The sequence below is a fragment of the Pseudomonas sp. NPDC089395 genome (genome assembly GCF_044749525.1).
GTDB lineage: Bacteria > Pseudomonadota > Gammaproteobacteria > Pseudomonadales > Pseudomonadaceae > Aquipseudomonas.
The window spans coordinates 307,275-331,176 of record NZ_JBIVID010000006.1 but is presented as its reverse complement, the minus strand read 5'-3'; the positions used below and the strand labels follow the sequence as shown (position 1 = coordinate 331,176).

Here is a 23,902-nt window from a genome sequence, read left to right as displayed (position 1 = left end):
GAGATTACGCCATGTACACCCCACACCCCGCCATCAAGCGCCTGACCGCCGTGGCCCTGCTGCTGGCGCTGGCCGGCTGCGGCGTCAGCGACCGCATCGGCAAGCGCATGGAAGACAGCTGGGCCGCCGACATGCTGGCCGACAGCGAGCAGGTGATCCTCACCTCCGATGGCGGCAACCAGCTCAACCCGGGCGCCGACGGCAAGCCGCTGTCGGTGGTGATGCGCGTGTACCAGCTGACCGACCTCGATCGTTTTGCCGCCACCGATGCCGACACCCTCTGGGAGTCGCCGGAAAAAGCCCTGGGCAACGCCCTGGTGGACACCCGTGAGCTGACCCTGCTGCCAGGCATCGGTCAGATCGACCAGTGGCCGCTGGCCAAGAGCACCCGCTACGTGGGCATGGCAGCGTTCTTCCGGGATGAGCAAGGTGCCCGCTGGAAGATCGCCTTCGATGCCGACTCGCTGCGCAAGGACGGTATCTGGTTCTCCTCCGATGGCCTGTGGATCCTGGTCGACAACACCGAGATCACCGCCATGCGCGGCATGGACGTGCTGAACAAGCCGCCCACCGCCGACCAACTGGCAGCTGCGCAAAAGCAGCAACAGCTACAGCAGCAAGCCGCCACGCCGACCCTGGGCGAAAAGGTGCAGGACGCGGTGGTCGACAAGGCCGCCGATGCGGCCGGGCAGTCGGTCAGCAACGCCATGGACTCAACCTTCAATTCACTAGTGGATAGCGTCAAATGAGCAAGCAGAGCCGAGTGATGTGGTCGGAAGGCATGTTCCTGCTACCCCAGCACTTCCAGTACCAGGATGAGTTCCACCAGCACCAGCTGGCCGAGGCGAGCCTGCGCGCCACGCCCTTCCATTGGGGTGTGCAGGCGCTGCAAGTGGACGAGGACGCCCTGGCCAACGGTTCGCTGCAGCTCAAGCGCCTGAAGCTGGTGTTTCCCGACGGCAGCCTGTACGACGCACCGCAGCACGACCCGCTGCCGGCCGCGCGCGACCTCAAGGACCTGCTCAAGGCCAACGACCTGAAGGTCCATGCTGCGCTGAAGCTGCCCGAACCGTTCGGCCTCAACTACGTCGAGGATGACCACGCCCACAAGGCTGCACGGCGTTTTCGCAAGCAGTTCGATACCCTGCCCGACCTCAACGAAGGCGAGCTGGAAAACGAGATCACCAGCCTGCGCCTGAACGTGGTGCTGCTGGTCGATGGCGACAGCCTCGATGGTTACAGCCATTGCCCGCTGGCCAAGCTGACGCGCAACAGCATGGGCGGCTTCAACCTCGACCCGCACTTCGTCCACCCGACCCTGCACCTGGGCAGCCACGAAACCATTGCGGGCATCGGCAAGCGCCTGCTGGGTGCGTTGCAGGCCAAGAGCAAGGCCTTGTCCGGCCGGCGCCGCGAACGTGCCGACCAGATCGCCGAGTTTGGCTCTAGCGACGTCACCCTGTTCTGGCTGCTCAACACGGTCAACCGCGCCCACCCGCAGTTGGCGCACCTGCTGGCGCACCCACGCCTGCACCCGGAGCGCCTGTACCTGTTCCTCGCTGACCTCGCCGGGGGCCTTCTGACCTTCACCCTGGACACCCAGCTCAGCGACATCCCGGAATACGACCACCACGACCCGGCGGCGTCGCTGGTGAAGCTCGACGAGATGATCCGGGTGATGCTCGACAACGTCGTGCCCAACCAGTGCATCGTCATCAACCTCACCCAGACCAAACCGTCGTACTGGCAAGGCCAGCTGCGCGACCCACGCCTGGCCGAGGCCGATTTCTATATCTCGGTGCACGCCGACATGCCCGGTGCCAGCCTGCTGGAACTGGTGCCGCGGGCCTTCAAGGTCGGCTCGCCGGAAGACATCGAGGTGGTGGTCAACAGCGCCATGCCCGGGGTCACCCTCAACCACGCCGCGCGCCTGCCCAACGCGATCCCAGTGCGCCTGGACAACCAGTACTTCGCCATCGAGCCCCATGGCCATGTGTACGAGCGAATGATGAACGCCCAGACCATCTGTTTCTACGCGCCCAGCGCCTTTACCAACCTCAAGCTTGAACTGATGGCGGTGCTCAAATGACCGAAGCCGTACTGCAGCAGGGCGCCGTTGCGGCTGCCAGCGACAAACCGACCCTCAAGGACCTGGTCCAGGACTTCATCAGCATGGCGCTGATCGTCCGCAAAGGCCGCCAGGTGACCTCGGTGCCTGCCTTCGAGAGCAGCGTCGAACGCTTCTTCGCCAACCTGGAGCGCGATGCCCGCTCGGCCAACTACAGCGTCGAGCAGGTCAAGGACACCCAGTACGCGCTGTGCGCCTTCGTCGATGAAAGCGTGCTGCGCGCCGGTGACAGCGACCTACGCCGGCATTTCGAGCTGCAACCCCTGCAGTTCCGCTATTTCGGCGTGCACCTGGCCGGTGAAGGCTTCTTCGAGAAAGTCGAGTCGCTGCGCGGCGACGTCAAGCAGAACCTCGACGTGCTGGAGGTCTATCACCTGTGCCTGGCCCTGGGCTTCGAAGGCAAGTTCAGCCTCGGCCAGAAGGACCAGCTGCGCTACCTGGCCAACACCCTGGGCCAGGACATCGCCCGCTACCGCAAGCCGCCGAAAACCCTGACGCCCGACTGGGCCCTGCCCGACCAGGTGTCGCAGATGCTGCGCCATGAAGTGCCGCTGTGGGTGTACCTGGGGTTGATCGCACTGGTCTGCGTCGGCGTGTACCTGACGCTCGACTGGTTGCTGGACAAGGACGTGGCCGCCCTCTCCGAACAAATCCGCCAGCTGTTCAGTGCCTGAACACCCCTCAGGTAGCCGAGTCAGGAAGACATGAAAACACTACTGCGTCTGTTGAAAAGTTTCTGGGTACTGCTGCCGCTGCTGTGGCTGGCCACCCTGTTGATCTGCTGGCTGGTGGCACCCATGGTGCCGTGGCTGCGCCACCATGTGCCCGAAGCGCTGGCGATCGTCAGTGCCTGCTTCCTGCTGGTGATCGTGCTGCGCCAGTACCAGCGTATTCGCGCCGAACACAACCTGGAGAACCTGCTGCAGATCGAGGTCGACCGCTCGTGGAACGCCACCGGTGAATTCCGCGACCAGCACGTGCTGCGCGAACGCCTCAAGCACGCCATCGCCATGCTGCGTACCGACCGCTCCGCCGGGGGGGGTGGCAAGGCTGCGCTGTCGGACCTGCCCTGGTACCTGGTGCTGGGCATGTCGGCTGCCGGCAAGACGTCGCTGCTGACCCATTCGGGCCTGTCGGCCAGTATCGCCACCGCCAATGACAGCGAAAGCGGCACCCAGCACTGCGACTGGTACTTCAGCCCCGACGCGGTGATGATCGACACCGCCGGCCGTTACCTGCGCGACGACCAGTCGGCCAGCGAGTTCGCCGCCTTCCTGCGCATGCTACGCAAGCAGCGCGGCAAGGCCGCGATCAATGGCTTGGTGCTGGTGGTCAGCCTGCCCGAACTGCTGGCGTCGAACAGCGACGCACGTGACGCGATGGCCGCACAACTGGTGGCGCGGGTCGAGGAATACGCCGAGTGCCTGGACGCCAACCCGCCGATCTACCTGATGCTGAGCAAGACCGACCAACTGCCGGGCTTCCACCAGGCCTTCGAAGGCCTTGACCTGCACCAGCGCCAACAGCCGCTGGGGATGACCTTCGGCCTCGCCGAGATCCGTAACCAGGGCCTGCACGCGGTGCTCGAAACGCGCTTGAAGAACCTGCAGCAGCAGATTCGCCAGCAGGTCGATGCGCAGCTGGTGGGCCTGGGTGCAGCAGCCGACAGCACCCTGCTCAACTTCCCGCAGTATTTCGCCGCGCTCAATGGCGTGCTCGAGCAGTTCCTCGAACACTTCACCCGTGAGCAGCGCGGCGGCGCGCCGTTGCTGCTGCGCGGCCTGTACTTCACCAGCGCCCTGCAGACCGAGCAGCAGTTGGCCCAGGTGTACGAAGACGCCATCGCCGACAGCTTTGCCTTGCAGGTGGCCGCTGATGGAGCGTCCCACGCCAGCGCCAAGCCCGTGGGCAACCGCAGCTTCTTCATCACCGACACCTTCCGCCGGGTGATCTTCCCTGACCGCGACCTTACCCTGTACCAGTCGCGCCTGGGCCGTCAGGCGGCCTTCAGCCCGCTGCTGCTGGGCCTGGCCGCTGCCGCCGGGGTGCTGTTCATCGGCTGGCAGGCGCTGGCGTTCGCCAACAACCGCCAATGGCTGGACAGCCTGCGCAGTCAGCTGGCCGAGATCGAGCAATCGGCCGATCGCGAGCAGTTGCTGGCCGCAGGTAAAGGGCTGGAAGTGCTGCGCGAGCAGAAGGCGATCGTCGAGGGCCACCGCCTGCAAGGCGTGCCGCTGCGACTGAGCGCCGGCCTGTACCACGGCGAGGCCGTGCATGACGTGACACGCAACGCCTACCTGGCGCAACTGCGCAGCCAGGCGCTGGAGCCCATCGCGCGCAACCTGCAGGTGCAGATGCGAGCTTTCAATACCTTCGCCAATGGCATCAACCAGGCGCTGGAATTCACCCCGGCCCCGGCCCCGCGCAAGCGTAACGGCAAGCCACTGGCGCCGCGTGTGGCCGCCAAGGCCCAGGCGGCGCTGGGCAATACCCGCGCGGGCGCCTACGCCGCAAAGGTCAACCTGGCCACCGCCAGCGATGCCGCCGAGCTGTCCGCCACCACCGGTGGCCTGTCACTGTCGGAAGAAATGCTCGGGCGCCTGGACGAACAGCAGGTGGCGTCGATCATCGAGGCCTACAACACCCTCAAGCTGTACCTGCTGCTGACCGAACCACAGGCCCACCCGGACCCGGCTTTCGTCGCCGCCAGCCTGCCCCAGGCCTGGGCCAGCGCCGCGACCGAGGGCACGCCCGCCGACGAGGGCGTCATCGCCGAGAACGCGCCGCTGTACGTGCAACTGCTGGAACAGGGCCAGGCGCCTGCGCTGCCGCGCAACGAGCAACTGATCAACGAAACCCGGCAGAACCTCAAGTCGTTCATGATCTCCAGCTCGCTGGTCGACCGTGAATACCTGCGCCTGCAGCTGGAATCGAGCCGGCAGTTCCCTGCCCTGAGCCTCAACGACCTGGTTGCGCAACCCGGCCGTGCCCTGCTCTACGGCTCCGCTGGGGTGCCGGCGATCTACACCCGCCAGGGCTGGGAGACCTTCGTCAAGCCCGAGCTGATCAAACTGGTGTCGGGCAACCTGCGCAACGAAACGGACTGGGTGCTCGATGGCGAAGGCGGCGATGCCTTGGTGCAGAAGGCTAACTTCGTGCGCGAGTTCATGACCCGCTACAAGCGCGACTACACCCAGGCCTGGTACAAGATGGTCAGCAGCGTCGGCGTGCGCCACTTCGCCGACCTTGCCTCGGCCACCGAGCAGCTGGGGTTGCTCAGCGACGTGCAGAACTCGCCGGTGAAGAACCTGCTGGCAGCGGTCAACGACAACACCCAGTGGGACTTGCCTGTCCAGCATGAAATGCCGGCCACCGGCAACGCCCGAGTGGACGGTTTCTGGAGCAAGGTCAGCGGCCTGTTCGACGCGCAGGACGCCCTGCCCGACGCCGTGGCGCCGAGCCTGCCTGCGGTCGACGACGGCAGCCTGGCCAAGCGCTTCGAACCGGTGGCACGGGTGTTCGCCAAGCGCAACGCCGAAGGCGCCGACAGCACCATCATGGACCGCTACCTGGCCGCGCTGCGCAAGCTCAAGGTGCGCATGAACAACATCCAGCGCTCGCAAGACGTCGGCAAGAGCAGCAAGCAGCTGATCAGCGAAACCCTGGAAGGCCAGCCCAGCGAAGTGACCACCGTGCGCAATTACGTGGAAACCAGCGTCGACACCAGCCAGGACGGCCTGTCGCGTTCGCTGCAGGGCCTGTTCAGCCTGCCCATCCAGTACGCCTGGGACACCCTGCGCGACCCGGCCGGCCAGCAGATCGCCAAAGCCTGGGCGCAGCAGATCGCCAAGCCCTGGCAACAGGTCATGGCCCACCGCTACCCGATCGCCAGTGGTAGCCGCAACGAAGCCTCGGTGAAGGACTTGCAACGCTTCGTCGACCCGGACAGCGGCCTGCTGCCGACCTTCAAGCGCAACGAAATCGGCAACCTGTCCGGCGGCGAAGGCCTGGGCCTTGGCAACGGCAAGGCACCGGCGCTGGTCAATCCGGGCATGCTCACCAGCATCGACCGGGCAAGCTCGGTGGGCCAGGTGATCGCCAGCCTGTCGGACCGCGAGAACGGTTTCGAGATCATGCTCGAACCGTCGGCCAACTTCACCGACATCGTCTTCACCCTCGACGGCCAGGAGCAGCACTACCGTAACGGGCGCAGCAGCTGGAGCCGCTTCGCCTGGCCTGGCACCAGCAACGCGCCGGGCGCACGCCTGGACGTGGTCACGCTCAGCGGCGCGCGGGTCACCGTGTTCGACTTCCCGGGCCGCTGGGGCCTGCTGCGCATGAACGAAAGCGCCCGGGTCGACGACCTCGACGGCATCCAGCAGCGCTTCAGCTGGAACACCGCCAACGGCCGAGTAAGCCTGGTGGTGCGCAACTTCGGTGGGGTCAAGCTGACCGACCTGGGTGACGTCAAGGCGCTGAGCGCGCTCAACGACAGGGGCGCGCAATGATCGGCTGCTTCGGCAAACTGCCGTCGAGCGCGGACTTCGTCAGCCTGCACGGTGCGGCGGAAGAAGTGTGCGAGTTCGACGCCTGGTTGCAGGCTTCGTTGGCGGCGATGCGCCACCGCGAAGACTGGCAGGCGTTGTTCGACGCCTTGCCGATGTGTTTCTTCAGCTACCGGGCGCGCAACGGCAATTGGCTGCTGGGTGGCCTGCTCAGTTCGCGCGATGCCAGCGAACGGCGCTACCCGTTCTTCATCTTCCAGTTGCTCAAGGGCCAGGAAGGCGAGGCGCTGCTCAACCCGTTCACCCTCGGCGAGCTGTTCAGCGCGCAGATCAAACCGTTGCTGCACCAGGCCGTGCAGGGTGCCGATTGCGCCGTGGTGTTCGAGCGCATCAAGGCCCTGCGCGCCCTCCAGGGGCAGGACCTGGACCTGTTCCGCCGGGTCCATGCGAAGTTCTTGCACGACTTCAGCTTTGCCGATGTCGCCAGGGCATTGCAGGGCTCCTGGCCCACCTTCGACAGCGCCACCGCGCTGTCGCGGCTGCAGGCCGCATGGCCGTTGCTGCACAGCGACTTCGAAGGCGGCATCGAGCTGCCGCTGCCCGCCGAGCGCGGCCTGAAGAACCCCACCGCCGACCTGTGGCTGACCTGGCTGACGCGCCTGGGCGGCCGGCAGGGCGGCCCGGCGGTGAGCCTGCTGGCCGACGACTTCATGCACCCACGGCTGTACGGCTTCACGTCGCGCCACACCCGCACGGCCTACCGCCTGCTCAGCGGCACGGCCGATGCCTGCCAGCACCTGGAACTGCTCAGCCCGATGCCACACAGCGCACGTGCACACGATTTCGACCGACCCCTTGAACACGTCATCGACCAGTTCGTCGATGCGTTGGATGCGACGCCTGTATGAACAAGATCAAGTACTACTGCCTGCGCTACCAACCCTACCTGCTGGGGGTGGCCTTCTTCCTGGCGATCTTCCTGGTCTGGGCCATCGGCCGTGCCTTGGGCTTCGCCTCGCTGCACAGCCTGTTGGCGGGCATCGGCGTGTTCCTGCTGCTGTCGGCGGGCTATGTACTGTTGCTGTACCGGGGCGCGGGCCAGCACCACAACCTTGAAGCCCTGCTGCGCGACGACGCCGACCAGGCGGTACTCAACGCAACGCCGGCCGACCGCGAGGAAGTCAGCCTGCTGCGCGAACGCCTGCTGCAGGGCATCGAGCGCCTGCACGGCAACACCCCGCGCGGCACACCGGCCAAGGATGCGCTCTACGCCCTGCCCTGGTACCTGGTGATCGGCCAGCCGGCGGCGGGCAAGAGCACCATGATCCTGCAGTCGGGGCTCAACTTCCCGTATGCCGAGCGCGAAGGCATGCGCGTCGCGGGCCTTGGCGGTACACGCAACTGCGACTGGTTCTTCAGTGCCGATGCGGTACTGCTGGACACCGCCGGGCGCTACATGAACAGCCCGGAAGAAGCCGGCAAGTGGCGCGGCTTCTTGCAGCTGCTGCGCCAGCACCGTCAGCGCCGCCCACTCAATGGCCTGATCGTCGCCGTCAGCATCGCCGACATCTTGCAGGGCTCGGCCGAGGACCAGGCACGGGTGGCCAAGCGCCTGCGCGAACGCATCCAGGAAAGCTGCGCACTGCTGGAAGTGCGCCTGCCGATCTACCTGGTATTCACCAAGTGCGACCTGATCCCCGGTTTCACCCCGTTCTACCGCCAGTTGGACGACACGGCGCGTGGCGAGGTGATGGGCAAGACCTTCTCGCACAAAAGCTATGAGCAGGCCGACTGGGGCCAGCGCTTCGGCAAGGCGATGGATGAGCTGAGCGCCTACTGGCAGCAGGTGGCACGCCAGCAACTGGTGCAACAGGATATCCAGCTGACCCGGCACAACGATGCCACCTATCGCTTCCCGCTGGAGTTGGCCGCGCTCAAGCCGCGCCTGCAGGCGTTCGTCGACAGCCTGCTGCGCGCCAACCCGTACCAGCCTGCCGAACTGCTGCGCGGCTTCTATTTCACCGCCGCGCTGGAGGCTGAAGAGACCCCGTGGGGCAGCCACGGCCAGCAGGTGGCAGAGCGTTTTGCCCTGGAGAACGCCCAAGGCGCCGCCAGCGGCGGTAGCCAGCCTTCGCCGCTGTTCATCAACAGCCTGTTCCGCAAAGTGATCATCCCTGACCAGCACCTGGTGGCGCTGTACACCAGCAACCGTCGCGAACGCCGGCGCAAGGCCGCCTGGGTAGGCGCCGCCAGCCTCGCGGGCCTGCTGCTGTGCGGCCTGTGGGGCTGGTCGTACCTGAACAACCGCAACACCCTGGACAGCATTGCCGATGAACTGGCCCAGGCCAGGCAGGAAGATCAGGCGAACGCCGGCCAGTACGCCGCCTGGCACAGCCTCGATCGCTTGCGTTTCTGGGCCGCGCACTACTACCAGCAACATCACGACCAGGCCGTGCCGCTGGGCATGCGCCTGGGCCTGTACCAGGGTCACAAGGTCGAGCCGGTGCTGCGCGCACGGTACTTCGCGACCCTGCAGAACGTGATGCTCAAGCCCACGGCGGACAACCTCACCCGCACCCTGTACCTGCTGACCACGCTCAAGGTCTACCAGCGCAATACCCAAGTGCTGCAGCCGGTCAGCGGCGTGGACAGCGTCGAGGCCGAGGCCCTGCCGCACGACAACCGCGCCCAGTCGATCGCCGATTTCGGCAAGGCCGCCCTGGACACCTACGTCATGCTCTCGCCCGCCCAGCGGGAAAAGGCCGACCCAGCGTTTATCAAGGCGCACATGCCGGATTACTGGTACCCGGCCATCGCCCGCCACACCGGCAAGACCATGGCCAGTGCCGCCGCCGACAGCGCGGCCAACCAGGACTACGCCTACGCCAGCCGGCAGATCGTCTTCTACGCCGACCAGATCCGCGAGCCCGATGTACCGCGCATTCTCGACAACGCCTTCCTGATGTCCAGTTCGCGCAACTACATCAACAGCCTGCTGACCCAGTCGCTGCGCTCGATCGAGACCATCACCCTGGAGTCGGACACCCTGTTCGCGTTCGCCCGCGCCGATTTCCAGAGCCTCAAGAGCGAAGGCCAGAACCAGCTGAGCGCGATCGCCAGCAAACTGTTGAACACCCCGAATATCGGCAAGATCGTCATCTCCGGCCACGCCGACCAGCTCGGCGATGCCCAGGGCAACCTGCAGGTGTCCCGGCAACGGGCGCAGACCATCCGTACCTACCTGGTTGGCAAGGGCGTGCCTGCAGAACTGGTCACCGCCCAGGGCGAAGGCAGCCGCAAGCCGCTGGTCAACTGCGACATGCAGCAACCGCGGGCGCAGCTGATCAAGTGCCTGGAGCCCAACCGCCGGGTGGAGATCGAAGTGCGCGGGCTCAACTGAGGCCGCGCCGGCAAGAACCTGCCAGCCGGGCCTCACTGGAGGAGGCCCGGCTGGCGGCAAGCTACCTCTGCTGAGCTGTTCAGCGAGGTCAACACAAAGGGACGCATGAGCGACCCTTAACTGATGTGAATGGAGAATTTCACAATGGCTTTTGACGCGTATATCCAAATCGACGGCATCCCAGGCGAAGTACTGGACGACAAGCACAAGGACTGGATCGAAGTGCTGGGCTACGAGTACGGCGCCACCCAGGCCACCTCGGCCACTGCCAGCTCCTCGGGCGGTGCGTCCTCCGAGCGCGTGGCGCTGACCGACTTCAAGATCCGCAAAGCCGTCGACAAGGCTTCGGCCAAACTGTTCGAGCACTGCTGCACCGGCAAGCACATCGCCAAGCTCAAGCTGAACGTCAACCGTGCCGGTGGTGACAAGGTCACCTACCTGACCATCGACATGGAAGAAGTGGTGGTGTCGTCGGTGCGTTTCGTCGCCGGTGGCAACCAGGGCGGTGAAGACAAGGCGGTCAGCGACCTGCCGATCGAAGAAATCAGCTTCAACTTCGCGCGCATCAAGACCACCTACACCCAGCAGAACCGTACCGACGGCCAGGCTGGCGGCAACATCGTCGGCGGCTGGGACCGCACCGCGAACAAAGTGTTCGCCTAAGCAGTCGCTTGCCGTGGGCCGCATGCGCGGCCCATAACCTGCACCGTGCCGGGTCGCCCGGCACGGTGCTCATTACCCCTGATCAGAGTGTTCTATGCCTGAAATCCTCAACGACCTTTCGCTGGCCGAGCTGGCCGCGCCGATCGACGGTGGCAGCGGCGAAGACTTGAGCTTCTCCGCCTTGTTCGACCAGATCAAGGAGGCGCGCCGGGCAGACCCTGACTACCTGACCCAAGGCGACTGGCAGACTGACCTGAAGACCGCCGACTGGGAAAAGGTCATCCAGCTTTCCGCTCAAGGGCTTGCCCAGCAGAGCAAGGACCTGATGCTGGTCGCCTGGCTCAATGAAGGCCTGGCCCAGCGCGATCATTTCCAAGGCATCACCTTCGGCTTGAGCCTGGCCGAGCGCATTCTCGAAACTTTCTGGGACAGCGCCTACCCCTCGCTCGAAGACGGCCTGGACGAACGCTCCGCGCGACTGGCCTGGCTGAAAACGACCCTCACCGACATTGCCGGTGGCTTGCCCATTACCCAAGGGCAGCATTTCGGCGTGCTGCGTTATGACGAATCACGCCATGTAGAGAACCTCGCCTTGCAGAACCCCAAGGCGATGCAGACGGCGCTTGCCGAAGGCAAGATCAACGCCGAGATATTCCAGCGTTCGGTGGTGCTCAGCGACAGCGATCACCTGCGCGCCAAGGCCCTGCAGATTGCCGAGAGCCTGCGGGCCTGCGAGCGTTTGCAGGCCACCGCCGACCGCCTGTTCGGCGCCGAATCGCCCAGTTTCGCCAGCCTTGCCGACATGCTGTCGCGGGCCAGCCAACTGGCAGAGAAACTGCTCAAGGACCGCGGCATCGAGCTGCACCCGGTTGCCGTGGCACAGCCTGAACCTGTCACGTCCACCACCACTGGCGCCGAGCCGGGAGAAGCCATGAACAGCACCGTCCAGGCTGCCACGCCCGCCGCGCTGCGCACTACCCCGCTCAACCGCGACGAAGCCTTCACCCTGCTTGCGGGCATTGCCCAGTTCTTCAAGCAGAGCGAGCCGCAGAGCCCGGTGCCGTACCTGATCGAACGCGCCATCAAGTGGGGCAACATGCCGCTGGAAGGCTGGCTGAGCGATGTGATCAAGGACAGCAATGTGGTGGACAACATTCGCGATGTGCTGGGGACGCGTGAAAAGCAGTCCTGATGACCGCGCAGGCCCTATCGCCGGCAAGCCGGCTCCCACAGGAAGCCCACTGGGCTTGATAACAGTGGAGTACCTGTGGGAGCCGGCTTGCCGGCGATAGGGCCAGCACTCCCCCTGCAAATGGTGCAAACTTGCGGCTTCGCCCCCGCCAAGGACAGCCCCCATGCCGCCACGCCACCCCACCCCGCCCGGCTTCATCCGCGTACGTGGCGCCCGCGAGCACAACCTCAAGAACATCGACGTCGACATCCCCCGCGACGCGCTGGTGGTGTTCACCGGTGTCTCCGGCTCGGGCAAGTCCTCGCTGGCCTTCTCCACCCTCTACGCCGAAGCCCAGCGCCGCTACTTCGAATCGGTCGCGCCCTACGCCCGGCGCCTGATCGACCAGGTCGGCGTGCCGGACGTGGACGCCATCGAAGGCCTGCCTCCTGCCGTGGCGCTGCAACAGCAACGCGGCACGCCCAGCGCGCGCTCCTCTGTGGGCAGCGTCACCACCCTGTCCAGTTCGATTCGCATGCTCTACTCCCGCGCTGGCAGCTACCCCGCCGGCCAACCGATGTTGTATGCCGAGGACTTCTCGCCGAACACGCCGCAGGGTGCCTGCGCCGAGTGCCATGGCCTGGGCCGGGTCTACGAAGTGACCGAGGCGACCATGGTCCCCGACCCGTCGCTGACCATCCGCGAGCGGGCCGTGGCGGCCTGGCCGATGGCCTGGCAAGGGCAGAACCTGCGCGACATCCTGGTCACCCTGGGCTATGACGTCGATGTCCCCTGGCGCGACCTGCCCCAGGCGCAACGCGACTGGATCCTCTACACCGAGGACACACCCACCGTCCCGGTGTACGCCGGCCTCACCCCGGCGCAAACCCGCGCCGCGCTCAAGCGCAAGCTCGAACCCAGCTACCAGGGCACCTTCAGTGGCGCCCGGCGCTATGTGCTGCACACCTTCATGCATTCGCAGAGCGCGCAGATGCGCAAGCGCGTGTCCCAGTTCATGCGCCCCAGCCCATGCCCGCTGTGCCAGGGCAAGCGGCTCAAGCGCGAGGCGCTGCAAGTGACCTTCGCCGGGCGGGATATCGGCGAGCTGTCGCGCCTGCCCTTGCAGACCCTGGCCGAGGTGTTCCGCAAGGTGTCGGCGCCGGGCTACCTGGAGCAGCACGACGACAACCTGACCCTGGAAAAACGCCTGGCCGCCCAGCGCATCAGCGTCGAGCTGCTCGAACGCATCGATACCCTGATCGACCTGGGCCTGGGCTACCTGGCCCTGGAGCGCAGCACGCCGACGCTGTCGTCTGGCGAGCTGCAGCGCCTGCGCCTGGCTACCCAGCTCAACTCGCAGCTGTTCGGCGTCATCTATGTGCTCGACGAGCCGTCGGCTGGGCTGCATCCGGCCGATAGCGAGGCGCTGTTCGAGGCCCTGCAACGGCTCAAGCAGGCCGGCAACTCGGTGTATGTGGTGGAGCATGACCTGGACACCATGCGCCGCGCCGACTGGCTGGTGGATGTCGGCCCTGCGGCCGGCGAGCATGGCGGGCAGGTGCTGTACAGCGGCCCGCCTGCAGGCCTTGCCGACGTTGAGGCTTCGCGCACACGGGCCTATCTGTTCGCTGCGCAGCAGTTGGCTGCCCAGGCACCGCGCCTGCCGCAAGGCTGGTTGCAACTGGAGGGCATTACCCGCAACAACCTCGACAACCTCAGCGCGCAGTTCCCCTTGGGTTGCTTCACGTCAGTGACCGGCATTTCCGGCTCGGGCAAGTCGAGCCTGGTCAGCCAGGCGTTGCTGGAGCTGGTCGGCGCCCACCTGGGCCATGCCGAACAACCTGCCGAGCCTGAGGAGCAGAGCCTGGAAGACGCACCCGAGCAGACCAGTACCGGGCGCGTCACGGCGGGCCTGGACAGCATCAAGCGGCTGGTACAGGTGGACCAGAAACCCATCGGCCGCACGCCGCGCTCCAACCTGGCCACCTACACGGGGCTGTTCGATCACGTACGCAAGTTGTTCGCCGCCACCGAGCAGGCCAAGGCACGTGGCTTCGATTCCGGGCGGTTTTCGTTCAATGTCGCCAAGGGCCGCTGCGCGAACTGCGAGGGTGAAGGGTTCGTCAGCGTCGAATTGCTGTTCATGCCGAGTGTGTATGCGCCCTGCCCGACGTGTCATGGCGCGCGCTACAACCCTGAGACGCTGGCCGTGACCTGGGCGGGCATGACCATCGCCCAGGTGTTGCAGCTGACGGTCGACCAGGCGCTCGACGTGTTCGCCGAGCAGCCACCGGCGCGGCGGTGCCTGCAGGTGCTGCAGGACATCGGCCTGGGCTACCTGCGCCTGGGCCAGCCGGCCACCGAGCTTTCCGGGGGCGAGGCGCAGCGCATCAAGCTGGCCACCGAGCTGCAGCGCATGGCCCGGGGCGCCACGCTGTATGTGCTGGACGAGCCTACCAACGGGCTGCACCCGCAAGACATCGACCGGCTGCTGGTGCAGCTCAACCGGCTGGTCGACAGTGGGCACAGTGTGGTGGTGGTCGAGCATGACATGCGGGTGGTGGCGCAGAGTGACTGGGTGATCGACATCGGGCCGGGGGCTGGGGATGCGGGGGGGACGGTGGTGGTCAGTGGGGCGCCTGGGGTGGTTGCCCGGTGCGCCGAGAGCCGTACTGCCGAGTTTCTGGCCAGGGCCCTTTAGCGCCTGTACCGCCGCTATCGCTGGCAAGCCAGCTCCCACAGGTACAACGCCAGCTTGAAGGTCAGCGCTGTACCTGTGGGAGCTGGCTTGCCAGCGATAGGGCCAATGTATTCACAACATCAACTGCAGACAAAATCCTTCCTATACTCCCCCTGGCATCCCTGCATGCCAACCTGCCCAAAAAACGCGAAACCTCACACAACAACAAACGAGGTGGCAAATGGTCTGGCAGCAAATCTACGATCCCTTCTCCAGTCCCTGGCTCTCCACCGTCATGGCCGCCGTACCGGTGGTGGTGATGCTGGCAGCACTGGCGTTCTTCCATATAAAAGCCCACATCGCCGCCCTGCTCGCCCTGGGCTCGGCATTGCTCATCTCGATCTTCGCCTTCGGCATGCCGGCCAATATGGCCGGCTCCGCAGCGTTGTACGGCGCGGCCAACGGTTTGCTGCCGATCGGCTGGATCGTGCTGAACATCATCTTCCTGCACCGGCTCACCACCGAGAACGGCTCGTTCAAGGTGCTGCAGGATTCACTGGCGCGCATCACCGATGACCGCCGCCTGCAGCTGCTGCTGATCGCCTTCTGCTTCGGTGCCTTCTTCGAGGGCGCGGCAGGTTTCGGCACGCCCGTGGCGGTGACCGGGGCAATCCTGATCGGCCTGGGCTTCTCGCCGCTGGCGGCCTCGGGCCTGGCGCTGATCGCCAACACCGCGCCGGTGGCCTTCGGGGCGCTGGGTACACCGATCATCACCTTGGCCAAGGTCACCGGGCTGGATGAGATGGAGCTGTCGGCCATGGTCGGGCGGCAGCTGCCGTTCTTCTCGGTGATCGTGCCGTTCTGGCTGATCTGGGCCTTCGCCGGCTGGCGCAAGATGCTGGAAATCTGGCCGGCGATCCTGGTCGCCGGGGTCAGCTTTGCGATCCCGCAGTTCCTGGTGTCGAACTACCATGGGCCGATGCTGGTGGACGTGATCGCCGCGCTGATCTCCATGGCCTGCCTGACCGGGTTCCTGCGGGTGTGGAAACCGGCCACGGTGCACACTTCGGCGGCGCTCACCGGGCGCGTCGATGATTCCAAGATCGACGTCGACGACAGCCCCGGCAGCAGCGCCGCCTTTGCCCAGCGCGACCAGCGCAGCGTGCTCAAGGCGTGGATGCCGTGGATCATCCTCACCGTGTTCGTGTTCGCCTGGGGTACGGCGAGCTTCAAGAACCTGTTCGACACTCGCCCTGCGCTCGACCCCGCCAGCGGCGCGGCCATGCTCGACCCGCAAGGCAAGCCGCTGCGCGAGGCCAACCCGGTGTTCGCCCCGGTGTTCACCTTCGACACCATCCACCAGCAGATCGAGAAGGTGCCGCCGGTGGTGCCGGCAGCGAAGAAAGAGGACGCCCAGTACAAGTTCACCTGGTTCACTGCCACGGGCAGCGGCATCTTCCTGGCGGCGATTCTCGGCGGGCTGCTGATGGGCTATTCGCCGCTGGAGCTGGGGCGCCAGTACCTGCGCACGATCTGGGTGGTGCGCTATTCGCTGATCACCATCGTCGCCATGCTGGCGCTGGGCTTTCTCACGCGCTATTCGGGGCTGGACGCGACCATGGGGCTGGCCTTCGCCGCCACCGGTATCTTCTACCCGATGTTCGGCACTCTGCTCGGCTGGCTGGGGGTGGCGCTGACCGGCTCTGACACGGCGTCCAACGTGTTGTTCGGCGGGCTGCAGCGGGTGACGGCGGAGCAACTGGGGCTGAGCCCGGTGCTGATGGCGGCGGCCAACAGTTCCGGTGGGGTGATGGGCAAGATGGTCGATGCGCAGTCGATCGTGGTGGCGTCCACGGCTACCCGCTGGTATGGGCATGAGGGGGAGATTCTGCGCTACGTGTTCTTCCACTCGATCATTCTGGCGATTCTGGTGGGTTGCCTGGTGACCTTGCAGGCTTATGTGGCGCCGTTTACCTCGATGGTTGTGGGGGGGTGAATCGCAGAGTCTGCACGCGCCCTATCGCCGGCAAGCCGGCTCCTACAGAACAGTGGGGTATCTGTGGGAGCCGGCTTGCCGGCGAGAGGGACAGATGATTAGAATGCGATCAATTCTTAATTACAACCTCATTCCCCATGCCGCCCGCCGACCCCACCCTCACCCTGCAGGTCAAGACGCTGTACACCGAACACCACGGCTGGCTGCAGGGCTGGCTGGGGCGCAAGCTCGGCAATGCCTGCGATGCCGCGGACCTGGCCCATGACACCTTCGTGCGCCTGCTCGGCCGCAACGCCACGGCGGGCTTTGGCAACGAACCACGCGCCCTGCTCACCCACATCGCCAAGGGCCTCTTGGTCGACCGCTGGCGACGCCAGGATGTCGAGCGCGCCTACCTCGAAGCCATCGCCCACCTGCCCGAGCCCGAGGCACCCTCGCCGGAAACCCGCTGGCTGATCCTGGAAACCCTCTACCGCGTCGATGCCATGCTGCGGGAAATGCCGGCGCGGGTGCGCCAGGTGTTTCTGCTGTCGCAACTCGATGGCCTGACCTACGGCGAAATCGCCGAGCAACTGAACGTCTCGCTGATCACCGTCAAACGTGACATGCGTAGCGCCTTCCTCGCCTGCCTGAGCCTTGACCCATGAATCCGCGAATCGACCCGCACATCCTTGGCGAGGCCGCCGACTGGCTGGTGCAACTGCAATCAGGCAGCGCCACCGAGGACGACCACCACGCCATCCAGGCCTGGTGCCAGCGCAGCGCCGAACATGCCCAGGCGTGGCAGCGTGCCGAGGCCATCCTCGGTGACTTCCGCCGCCTGCCCACACCGGTTGCCGGAGAAACCTTGCGCCGCTTGAGCCGCCAAGGGGGCGTCAGCCGGCGCCAGGCCATGCAGCGCCTGGGCCTGTTGCTGCTGGGTGCGCCTGCGGCCTGGCTGGCCTGGCGCGAAACGCCCTGGCAACAGTGGCGCGCCGACGCCCGCACCGCCGTCGGCGAGCAACGCCCGCTGACCCTGGCCGATGGCTCGCGGGTGCTGCTGAACACCGACAGCGCCATCGATATCGACTTCAACGCCCAGGAGCGGCGCATCGACCTGCTGGCCGGCGAGATCCTCGTCACCAGCGCCGCAGACGCCCGGCCATTGCGGGTGCGCACCCTGCACGGCCAGGCGCAGGCCCTGGGCACGCGCTTCAGCGTGCGCCTCGACGGGCCGCTGACCCGCGTGGCCGTGCTGGAAGGCGCGGTGGATGCGCGGCCACTGCACGGCAGCGGCAACCGGGTACTGCTCGCCGGTCAGAGCAGTGCCTTCGATGCCACCCGGGTGCAGCCGGCCAGCGCGCTGGATGCCGACGACCTGGCCTGGGAGCACGGCATGTTGCTGGCCCGCGACATGCGCCTGGCCGACCTGCTGCAGGAGCTGGGCCGTTACCGCCCCGGCCTGCTCCGCTGCCACCCGGCGGTGGGCGAGCTGAAGGTGTCGGGCGCGTTCCCGCTGACCGACAGCGATGCCAGCCTGCGCCTGCTCGGCGAAACCCTGCCGGTGGCGATCCATGGCCTGACGCGCTACTGGGTGACCGTCGAACCCCGGGTGTAATTATTTTTGCCTCTGCCTGATACCTTTTCCTGCGTCGTCCGGTGATGAGTGCAGAACCCTCGTTTTCTGCACCCACAGGATCCTCGCATGACGCCCCGCCCCCACTTGCGCCTCAAAGCCCTGAGCCTGGCCATGGCCATCGGCACGCTCGTACCCGCTCCCGCGCTGCTGGCCGCCGAGCCCGCTGCCAGCGGCAGCACGCGCAGCTATCACATTGCCGCCGGCCCGCTGGCCGACGTGCTGGCACGCTTCGCCGCCAGCGCCGGCGTGCCGCTGTCGTTCGACCCGGCACTGCTCAAGGGCGCGCAAAGCCAGGGCCTTGAAGGCAACTACAGCGTGGCGGACGGCTTCGCGCACTTGCTCGCCGGCAGTGGCTACAGCCTGATCAGCACCGACAGCGGCGGCTACACCTTGGCCCCGGCGGTGGACCTGGGCGATGCCCTGGAACTTGGCGCCACCACCATCAACAGCGACCTGGCAGCCAGCAGCGACACCTGGCAAGGCGGCCAGGTAGCCCGTAGCGCACGCCTGGGCGTACTGGGTGACCAGCCGATCAGCGATGTGCCGTTCAGCGTTACCAGCTACACCGCCAAGACCATCGCCGACCAGCAGGCGCGCACCCTGGGCGACGTGTTGCTGAACGACGCGGCGGTGCGCCAGTCGGCGGGCTTTGGCAATTTCTCGCAGGTGTTCACCATCCGCGGCCTGCCGCTGAATACCGACGACATCAGCTACAACGGCCTGTACGGCGTACTGCCCCGGCAGATCGTCACCACCGAGGCGCTGGAGCGGGTCGAGGTGTTCAAAGGCCCCAATGCCTTCCTCAATGGCGTCTCGCCCCAGGGCAGTGGCATCGGCGGCGCGGTCAACCTGGTGCCCAAGCGCGCCGAGGACACCCCGACCCGCCACGTCACCTTCGACTACGCCACCGGCGCCAACCTCGGCGGCCACCTCGACCTGGGCAAGCGCTTTGGCGAGGACAACCGCTTCGGCGCGCGCATCAACCTGGCCCAGCATGACGGCGGCACGGGCGTGCACGATGAAGCCCAACATTCCACCCTGCTCGCCCTGGCCCTGGACTACCGAGGCGAACGCCTGCGCCTGTCGACCGACCTGGGTTACCAGAAACAGCGCATCAACCAGGGCCGCGCGGTGATCTACCCGACCGGCACCAAGGTTCCGCATGCACCCTCGGCACGCGACAACTATTCCCAGGACTGGACCTGGTCGCAGCTCGAAGACACCTACGGCATGGTCAACGCCGAGTACGACCTCAACGACAACTGGACGCTGTATGCCGGTGGCGGCGCCAAGCACACCCGCGAGAACGGCGAGTACTCCTCGCTCTACGTCAGCGACGAAAACGGCACGGCGCGTGGCGGCTACCTCTACCCGCCCCACGACGAGGACAACAAGAGCGCCATGGCCGGCCTCAATGGCCGCTTCGCTACCGGGCCGGTCAGCCACCGGATCAACTTCGGGCTGTCAGGCATGTGGGGCGAGCAGCGCTCGGCCTACAAGGCGATCACGGCGGCCAACCGCTTCGACTCCAACCTGTATCACCCGGTCAAGATGCCGCGCCCGACCAACACCTACTCCGGCAGCGACCTGCACGACCCGCGCATCGTCGGCAAGAACCGCATCAAGAGCGCGGCGGTGTCCGACACCCTGGGCTTGTTCGACGACCGGGTACTGCTGACCGTGGGCGTGCGCCGGCAGTCGATCGGCGTCGACGGCTGGGCCACGGCCACCGGTGTGCGCAATGCCAACTACGACGAGTCGGTGACCACGCCGGTGTATGGCCTGGTGATCAAGCCCTGGGAGCATGTGTCGTTCTATGCCAACCGCATCGAAGGCCTGGCCCAGGGCCCGACCGCGCCGTCCAGCGTGAGCAACGCCAACGAAGTCTTCCCGCCCAAGCGCAGCAAGCAGGTAGAAGCCGGGGTGAAACTGGACTGGAACAGCTTTGGCGCGACCTTGGGCGTCTACCGCATCGAGCAGCCCAACAGCACCACATTCCGTGAGCCGGGCGCGAGCAAGGACACCTTCAGCATGGATGGCGAGCAGGTCAACAAGGGTGTCGAGCTGAATGTGTTCGGCGAGCCGGTCGAGGGTTTGCGCCTGCTCACCGGTGCGGTGTTCATGCACACCGAGCTGGATAATACGGCCAATGGTCGTAACGACGGCAACCGGGCGCCGGGCGTGCCGCGCTTCCAGTACAACCTCGGGGCGGACTGGGATGTGCCGGGCATTGCGGGGGCTGCATTGAGTGCCCGGGTGTTGCGCACCGGGGGGCAGTACGTCAACACCGACAACAGCCTGAGCATCCCGGCGTGGACGCGGGTTGATCTGGGGGGGCGCTACAGTTTCAAGGTGGATGACAAGCAGGTGACTTTGCGGGCCAATGTCGAGAACGTGGCGAACAAGGCATACTGGGCATCGGCTTCGACCTCGAACAATTACCTGACCCAGGGCACGCCGCGGGTATTGCGGTTGTCGGCCAGTGTAGATTTTTGATTGCCTGGTCGGGCCTTATCGCCGGCAAGCCGGCGATGGGGCCGGGACAGACGCATACCTGGTGAACCATCCGACTCCATGCACCCAACCAACCTGATCCGCCGCCTCGACCTGGTCACCCTGCAACTCTTCGTGGCCATCCACGAAGAAGGCAGCCTGACCCGCGCCGCCACCCGCGAGGCCATCGCCCTGTCGGCCGCCAGCAAGCGCCTCAACGAACTGGAAAGCGCCCTGGGCACGCCGCTGTTCCTGCGCCAGGCCCGCGGCATGCAGCTCACCCCCGCCGGTGAAACCCTGCTGCACCACGCCCGGCGCATGCTGTTCAACCTGGAGAAGATCGGCCTGGAACTGGGCGAGCACCTGCAAGGCGTGCGCGGCTATGTGCGGATGCTGGCCAACCTGTCGGCGATCATCCAGTTCCTGCCCGAAGACCTCGCCGACTTCAGCGCCCACCACGAACGGATCAAGCTCGACCTCGAAGAGCGCCCCAGCAATGGCGTGGTTCAGGGGGTGCTCGACGGCGTCGCCGACCTGGGCATCTGTTCGGCCGACAGCGATACCCGCGACCTGCACGCCGTGTGCTACAAGCGCGACCAACTGGTCCTGGTGCTGCCCGCCGGGCACCCGTTGGCCGCACGGCCCGAAGTGGCCTTTGCCGACACCCTGGACAACGACTTCATCGGCCTGCATGCGGCCAGCTCCATCAACATGCGCACCGTGGAAGCAGCGCGGCGGGTCGGCAAGGTGCTGCGCCTGCGCATTCATGTGCCGAGCTTCGATGCGGTGTGTCGCATGGTGCAGGCGAACATGGGCGTAGGCATCCTGCCGCGCAAGGCCTTCGAACTGTTCGGCGGCGCGTTGGGCCTGCAAGCGGTGAAGCTCAGTGACGACTGGGCCGAGCGCGAGTTGCTGCTGGTGGTGCGCGAGCTGGAGGCGTTGTCGCCGGTCAGCCGACTGCTGTTCGAACAACTGCGCGGGGACTGAGCCTTCGCGTTTCGCGAACGGTTGTTGCCGACAGAGGATTGGTGCCGCTCCCGCCTGCGCCGTAGGCTCTCCCTCAAAGTCCAAGAACAATGAGGTACGCAACATGCCTGCTCCCCTCGAAGGTATACGGGTGCTGGAAATCGGTACGCTGATCGCCGCCCCGTTTGCCGCCCGCCTGCTCGGCGAATTCGGCGCCGAAGTGATCAAGATCGAAGCCCTGGGCCAGGGCGACCCCCTTCGCAAGTGGCGAAAGCTGCACGACGGCACGTCACTCTGGTGGTACCTGCAATCGCGCAACAAGAAGTCGCTGGCGCTCGACCTCAAGGCCGCCGAAGGCCTGGCCATCGTCAAGCAGTTGCTGCAGGACACCGATGTACTGATCGAAAACCTGCGCCCCGGCGCCCTGGAAAAACTCGGCCTGGGCTGGGACGTGCTGCATGCGCTGAACCCACGGCTGACCCTGGTGCGTATTTCCGGCTACGGCCAGAGCGGCCCCTACCGTGACCGGCCCGGTTTCGGCGCCATTGGCGAGGCCATGGGCGGCATCCGCTACACCACCGGCGAGCCGGGCGCGGCACCGGCCCGCGCCGGCGTCAGCCTGGGCGATTCGCTGGCCTCGCTGCACGCGGTCATGGGCGCCCTGCTGTCCTTGTTCAACGTGCGGGCCAACGGTGGCGACGGCCAGGTGGTCGATGTGTCGCTGGTGGAAAGCGTGTTCAACCTGATGGAAAGCCTGATCCCCGAATACGACCTGCTGGGCCATGTGCGTGAACGCAGCGGCGGCGCCCTGCCCGGCATCGCGCCGTCGAACACCTACCGCACCGCCGACGGCGCGTTCGTGGTGATCGCTGGCAACAGTGACCCGATCTTCCGCCGCCTGATGCACACCATCGGCCGCCCGGACCTGGCCGAAGCCGCCGAATTCGCCCACAACGACGGCCGCGCCGCCCAGGCCGGGCTGCTCGACGAGGCCATCGAACGCTGGACGCGTCAGCATTCGATCGACGCCGTGCTGGCGGCACTGGAGCAGGCCGAAGTCCCTGCAGGGCGCATCTATTCGGTGGCCGACATCGTCAACGACCCGCATTACCAGGCCCGTGACATGCTGCTGGACAGCCAGTTGCCCGACGGCACCCCCGTGCGTATGCCCGGCATCGTGCCCAAGCTTTCGGCCACACCGGGGCGGGTTGACTGGCAAGGGCCGGCGCTGGGTGAGCACACCGACGCCGTGCTTGGCCAGCTGGGCATGGCCGCGGACGACATCGCCCGCCTGCGCAGCCAGGGGGTGGTGCAATGATCCCGGCCAACCCCGAACAGCTGATCATCCAGGAAGTCGCCCCGCGCGACGGCCTGCAGATCGAACCGACCTGGGTGCCTACCGAGGACAAGATCGCCCTTGTCGACGGCCTCTCGCGCCTGGGCTTCAGCCGTATCGAAGCCGGCTCGTTCGTCTCGCCCAAGGCGATTCCGGCGCTGCGCGACGGCGATGAAGTGTTCCGTGGCATCCAGCGCCAGCCCGGGGTGATCTATGTGGCACTGATCCCCAACCTCAAGGGCGCCGAGCGGGCCTTGGCGGCCGGTGCCGACGAGCTCAACCTGGTGCTCTCGGCCAGCCAGTCGCACAACCTGGCCAATATGCGCATGCGTCGCGAGCAGTCGCTGGCCGGCTTCGGTGACATCGTCCAGGCCGTGCAGGGTCACCCGGTCAGCCTCAATGCCTCGGTGGCCACCGCCTTCGGTTGCCCGTTCGAGGGACGCATCGATGAAGACCTGGTGCTGCGCCTGCTCGATGCCTACCTGGAACTCGGCATGCACGGTGTGACCCTGGCCGATACCACCGGCATGGCCAACCCGCGCCAGGTCGAGCGCCTGGTGCGCCGTAGCCTGGAACGGGTGCCGGCAAGCATGCTCACCCTGCACTTCCACAACACCCGTGGCCTGGGCCTGTGCAACGTGCTGGCCGCCTATGAAGCCGGTGCCCGACGCTTCGATGCCGCCCTCGGTGGGCTCGGCGGCTGCCCGTTCGCCCCCGGCGCTTCGGGCAACATCTGCAGCGAGGACCTGGCCAACCTGTGTGCCGAAACCGGCATTCCCACCGGCATCGACCTGGACGGCCTGTTGCGCCTGGCAAGGGGCCTGCCAGCCCTGCTCGGCCATGAAGTACCCGGCCAGCTGGCCAAGGCCGGGCGCAACTGCGACCTGCATCCGCTACCGGCCGGTTTGCCGGGCTGATCCCGCGCCGTCACCCCGGGGCATTGCCC

Annotated in this window: 16 protein-coding genes; all 16 read left to right on the top strand. The window is 66.3% G+C overall.

Features of this window, described 5'->3' with window-relative positions; translation table 11 throughout:
* The first annotated feature begins 11 nt into the window (after window positions 1–11).
* Window positions 12–749 carry a type VI secretion system lipoprotein TssJ gene (gene tssJ / locus ACIPZG_RS16065; RefSeq protein WP_400715332.1) on the top strand — a complete coding sequence of 246 codons (738 nt, stop codon included), beginning with the start codon at window positions 12–14 and terminating at the stop codon, window positions 747–749.
* Entirely contained in the window at window positions 746–2,089 is a 1,344-nt protein-coding gene (tssK, locus tag ACIPZG_RS16060) for a type VI secretion system baseplate subunit TssK (protein WP_400715331.1), read from the top strand. The genes tssJ and tssK overlap by 4 nt, the downstream gene beginning before the upstream one ends.
* Complete coding sequence (icmH, locus tag ACIPZG_RS16055; protein ID WP_400715330.1) at window positions 2,086–2,802, top strand: type IVB secretion system protein IcmH/DotU; 717 nt, start codon at window positions 2,086–2,088, stop codon at window positions 2,800–2,802. Before tssK ends, icmH begins: the two co-directional genes overlap by 4 nt.
* Before the next feature lie 30 nt (window positions 2,803–2,832).
* Entirely contained in the window at window positions 2,833–6,636 is a 3,804-nt protein-coding gene (locus ACIPZG_RS16050) for a type VI secretion protein IcmF/TssM N-terminal domain-containing protein (RefSeq protein WP_400715329.1), read from the top strand.
* Entirely contained in the window at window positions 6,633–7,541 is a 909-nt protein-coding gene (gene tagF / locus ACIPZG_RS16045) for a type VI secretion system-associated protein TagF (RefSeq protein ID WP_400715328.1), read from the top strand. The genes ACIPZG_RS16050 and tagF overlap by 4 nt, the downstream gene beginning before the upstream one ends.
* A complete protein-coding gene (tssM, locus tag ACIPZG_RS16040) occupies window positions 7,538–10,033 on the top strand; it encodes a type VI secretion system membrane subunit TssM (protein WP_400715327.1) in 2,496 nt (831 codons plus the stop codon). The genes tagF and tssM overlap by 4 nt, the downstream gene beginning before the upstream one ends.
* A gap of 144 nt (window positions 10,034–10,177) precedes the next feature.
* The gene (locus ACIPZG_RS16035) at window positions 10,178–10,696 is read left to right on the top strand and encodes a type VI secretion system tube protein Hcp (RefSeq protein WP_008100157.1); all 519 of its coding nucleotides are present in this window, start codon (window positions 10,178–10,180) and stop codon (window positions 10,694–10,696) included.
* A gap of 94 nt (window positions 10,697–10,790) precedes the next feature.
* Window positions 10,791–11,888: a type VI secretion system protein TssA gene (gene tssA, locus ACIPZG_RS16030; RefSeq protein WP_400715325.1), complete on the top strand. Its 1,098-nt coding sequence runs from the start codon at window positions 10,791–10,793 to the stop codon at window positions 11,886–11,888.
* Between the two features lie 163 nt (window positions 11,889–12,051).
* Window positions 12,052–14,568, top strand: coding sequence for an excinuclease ABC subunit A (locus tag ACIPZG_RS16025; protein WP_400715323.1), 2,517 nt, complete (start codon window positions 12,052–12,054; stop codon window positions 14,566–14,568).
* Window positions 14,569–14,788: 220 nt separating this feature from the next.
* Window positions 14,789–16,543 carry an L-lactate permease gene (locus ACIPZG_RS16020; RefSeq protein ID WP_400715321.1) on the top strand — a complete coding sequence of 585 codons (1,755 nt, stop codon included), beginning with the start codon at window positions 14,789–14,791 and terminating at the stop codon, window positions 16,541–16,543.
* Window positions 16,544–16,680: 137 nt separating this feature from the next.
* Entirely contained in the window at window positions 16,681–17,190 is a 510-nt protein-coding gene (locus tag ACIPZG_RS16015) for a sigma-70 family RNA polymerase sigma factor (protein ID WP_400715319.1), read from the top strand.
* On the top strand, window positions 17,187–18,140 hold the full coding sequence (locus tag ACIPZG_RS16010) for a FecR domain-containing protein (RefSeq protein WP_400715317.1): 954 nt from the start codon (window positions 17,187–17,189) through the stop codon (window positions 18,138–18,140). The genes ACIPZG_RS16015 and ACIPZG_RS16010 overlap by 4 nt, the downstream gene beginning before the upstream one ends.
* 87 nt (window positions 18,141–18,227) lie before the next feature.
* Complete coding sequence (locus ACIPZG_RS16005) at window positions 18,228–20,657, top strand: TonB-dependent siderophore receptor (protein ID WP_400715315.1); 2,430 nt, start codon at window positions 18,228–18,230, stop codon at window positions 20,655–20,657.
* Window positions 20,658–20,735: 78 nt separating this feature from the next.
* Entirely contained in the window at window positions 20,736–21,641 is a 906-nt protein-coding gene (locus ACIPZG_RS16000; RefSeq protein WP_400715313.1) for a LysR family transcriptional regulator, read from the top strand.
* 103 nt (window positions 21,642–21,744) lie between these two features.
* Window positions 21,745–22,938 (top strand): CaiB/BaiF CoA transferase family protein, encoded by a 1,194-nt coding sequence (locus ACIPZG_RS15995; protein ID WP_400715311.1) that lies wholly within the window; start codon window positions 21,745–21,747, stop codon window positions 22,936–22,938.
* Complete coding sequence (locus tag ACIPZG_RS15990) at window positions 22,935–23,873, top strand: hydroxymethylglutaryl-CoA lyase (RefSeq protein WP_400715309.1); 939 nt, start codon at window positions 22,935–22,937, stop codon at window positions 23,871–23,873. Before ACIPZG_RS15995 ends, ACIPZG_RS15990 begins: the two co-directional genes overlap by 4 nt.
* The last annotated feature ends 29 nt before the right edge of the window (window positions 23,874–23,902 follow it).

What these genes read in the sequence shown, in the direction of transcription:
- tssJ (WP_400715332.1), top strand. Translation starts at nt 12, where the DNA reads ATGTACACCCCACACCCCGCCATCAAGCGCCTGACCGCCGTGGCCCTG.
- tssK (WP_400715331.1), top strand. Translation starts at nt 746, where the DNA reads ATGAGCAAGCAGAGCCGAGTGATGTGGTCGGAAGGCATGTTCCTGCTA.
- icmH (WP_400715330.1), top strand. Translation starts at nt 2,086, where the DNA reads ATGACCGAAGCCGTACTGCAGCAGGGCGCCGTTGCGGCTGCCAGCGAC.
- ACIPZG_RS16050 (WP_400715329.1), top strand. Translation starts at nt 2,833, where the DNA reads ATGAAAACACTACTGCGTCTGTTGAAAAGTTTCTGGGTACTGCTGCCG.
- tagF (WP_400715328.1), top strand. Translation starts at nt 6,633, where the DNA reads ATGATCGGCTGCTTCGGCAAACTGCCGTCGAGCGCGGACTTCGTCAGC.
- tssM (WP_400715327.1), top strand. Translation starts at nt 7,538, where the DNA reads ATGAACAAGATCAAGTACTACTGCCTGCGCTACCAACCCTACCTGCTG.
- ACIPZG_RS16035 (WP_008100157.1), top strand. Translation starts at nt 10,178, where the DNA reads ATGGCTTTTGACGCGTATATCCAAATCGACGGCATCCCAGGCGAAGTA.
- tssA (WP_400715325.1), top strand. Translation starts at nt 10,791, where the DNA reads ATGCCTGAAATCCTCAACGACCTTTCGCTGGCCGAGCTGGCCGCGCCG.
- ACIPZG_RS16025 (WP_400715323.1), top strand. Translation starts at nt 12,052, where the DNA reads ATGCCGCCACGCCACCCCACCCCGCCCGGCTTCATCCGCGTACGTGGC.
- ACIPZG_RS16020 (WP_400715321.1), top strand. Translation starts at nt 14,789, where the DNA reads ATGGTCTGGCAGCAAATCTACGATCCCTTCTCCAGTCCCTGGCTCTCC.
- ACIPZG_RS16015 (WP_400715319.1), top strand. Translation starts at nt 16,681, where the DNA reads ATGCCGCCCGCCGACCCCACCCTCACCCTGCAGGTCAAGACGCTGTAC.
- ACIPZG_RS16010 (WP_400715317.1), top strand. Translation starts at nt 17,187, where the DNA reads ATGAATCCGCGAATCGACCCGCACATCCTTGGCGAGGCCGCCGACTGG.
- ACIPZG_RS16005 (WP_400715315.1), top strand. Translation starts at nt 18,228, where the DNA reads ATGACGCCCCGCCCCCACTTGCGCCTCAAAGCCCTGAGCCTGGCCATG.
- ACIPZG_RS16000 (WP_400715313.1), top strand. Translation starts at nt 20,736, where the DNA reads ATGCACCCAACCAACCTGATCCGCCGCCTCGACCTGGTCACCCTGCAA.
- ACIPZG_RS15995 (WP_400715311.1), top strand. Translation starts at nt 21,745, where the DNA reads ATGCCTGCTCCCCTCGAAGGTATACGGGTGCTGGAAATCGGTACGCTG.
- ACIPZG_RS15990 (WP_400715309.1), top strand. Translation starts at nt 22,935, where the DNA reads ATGATCCCGGCCAACCCCGAACAGCTGATCATCCAGGAAGTCGCCCCG.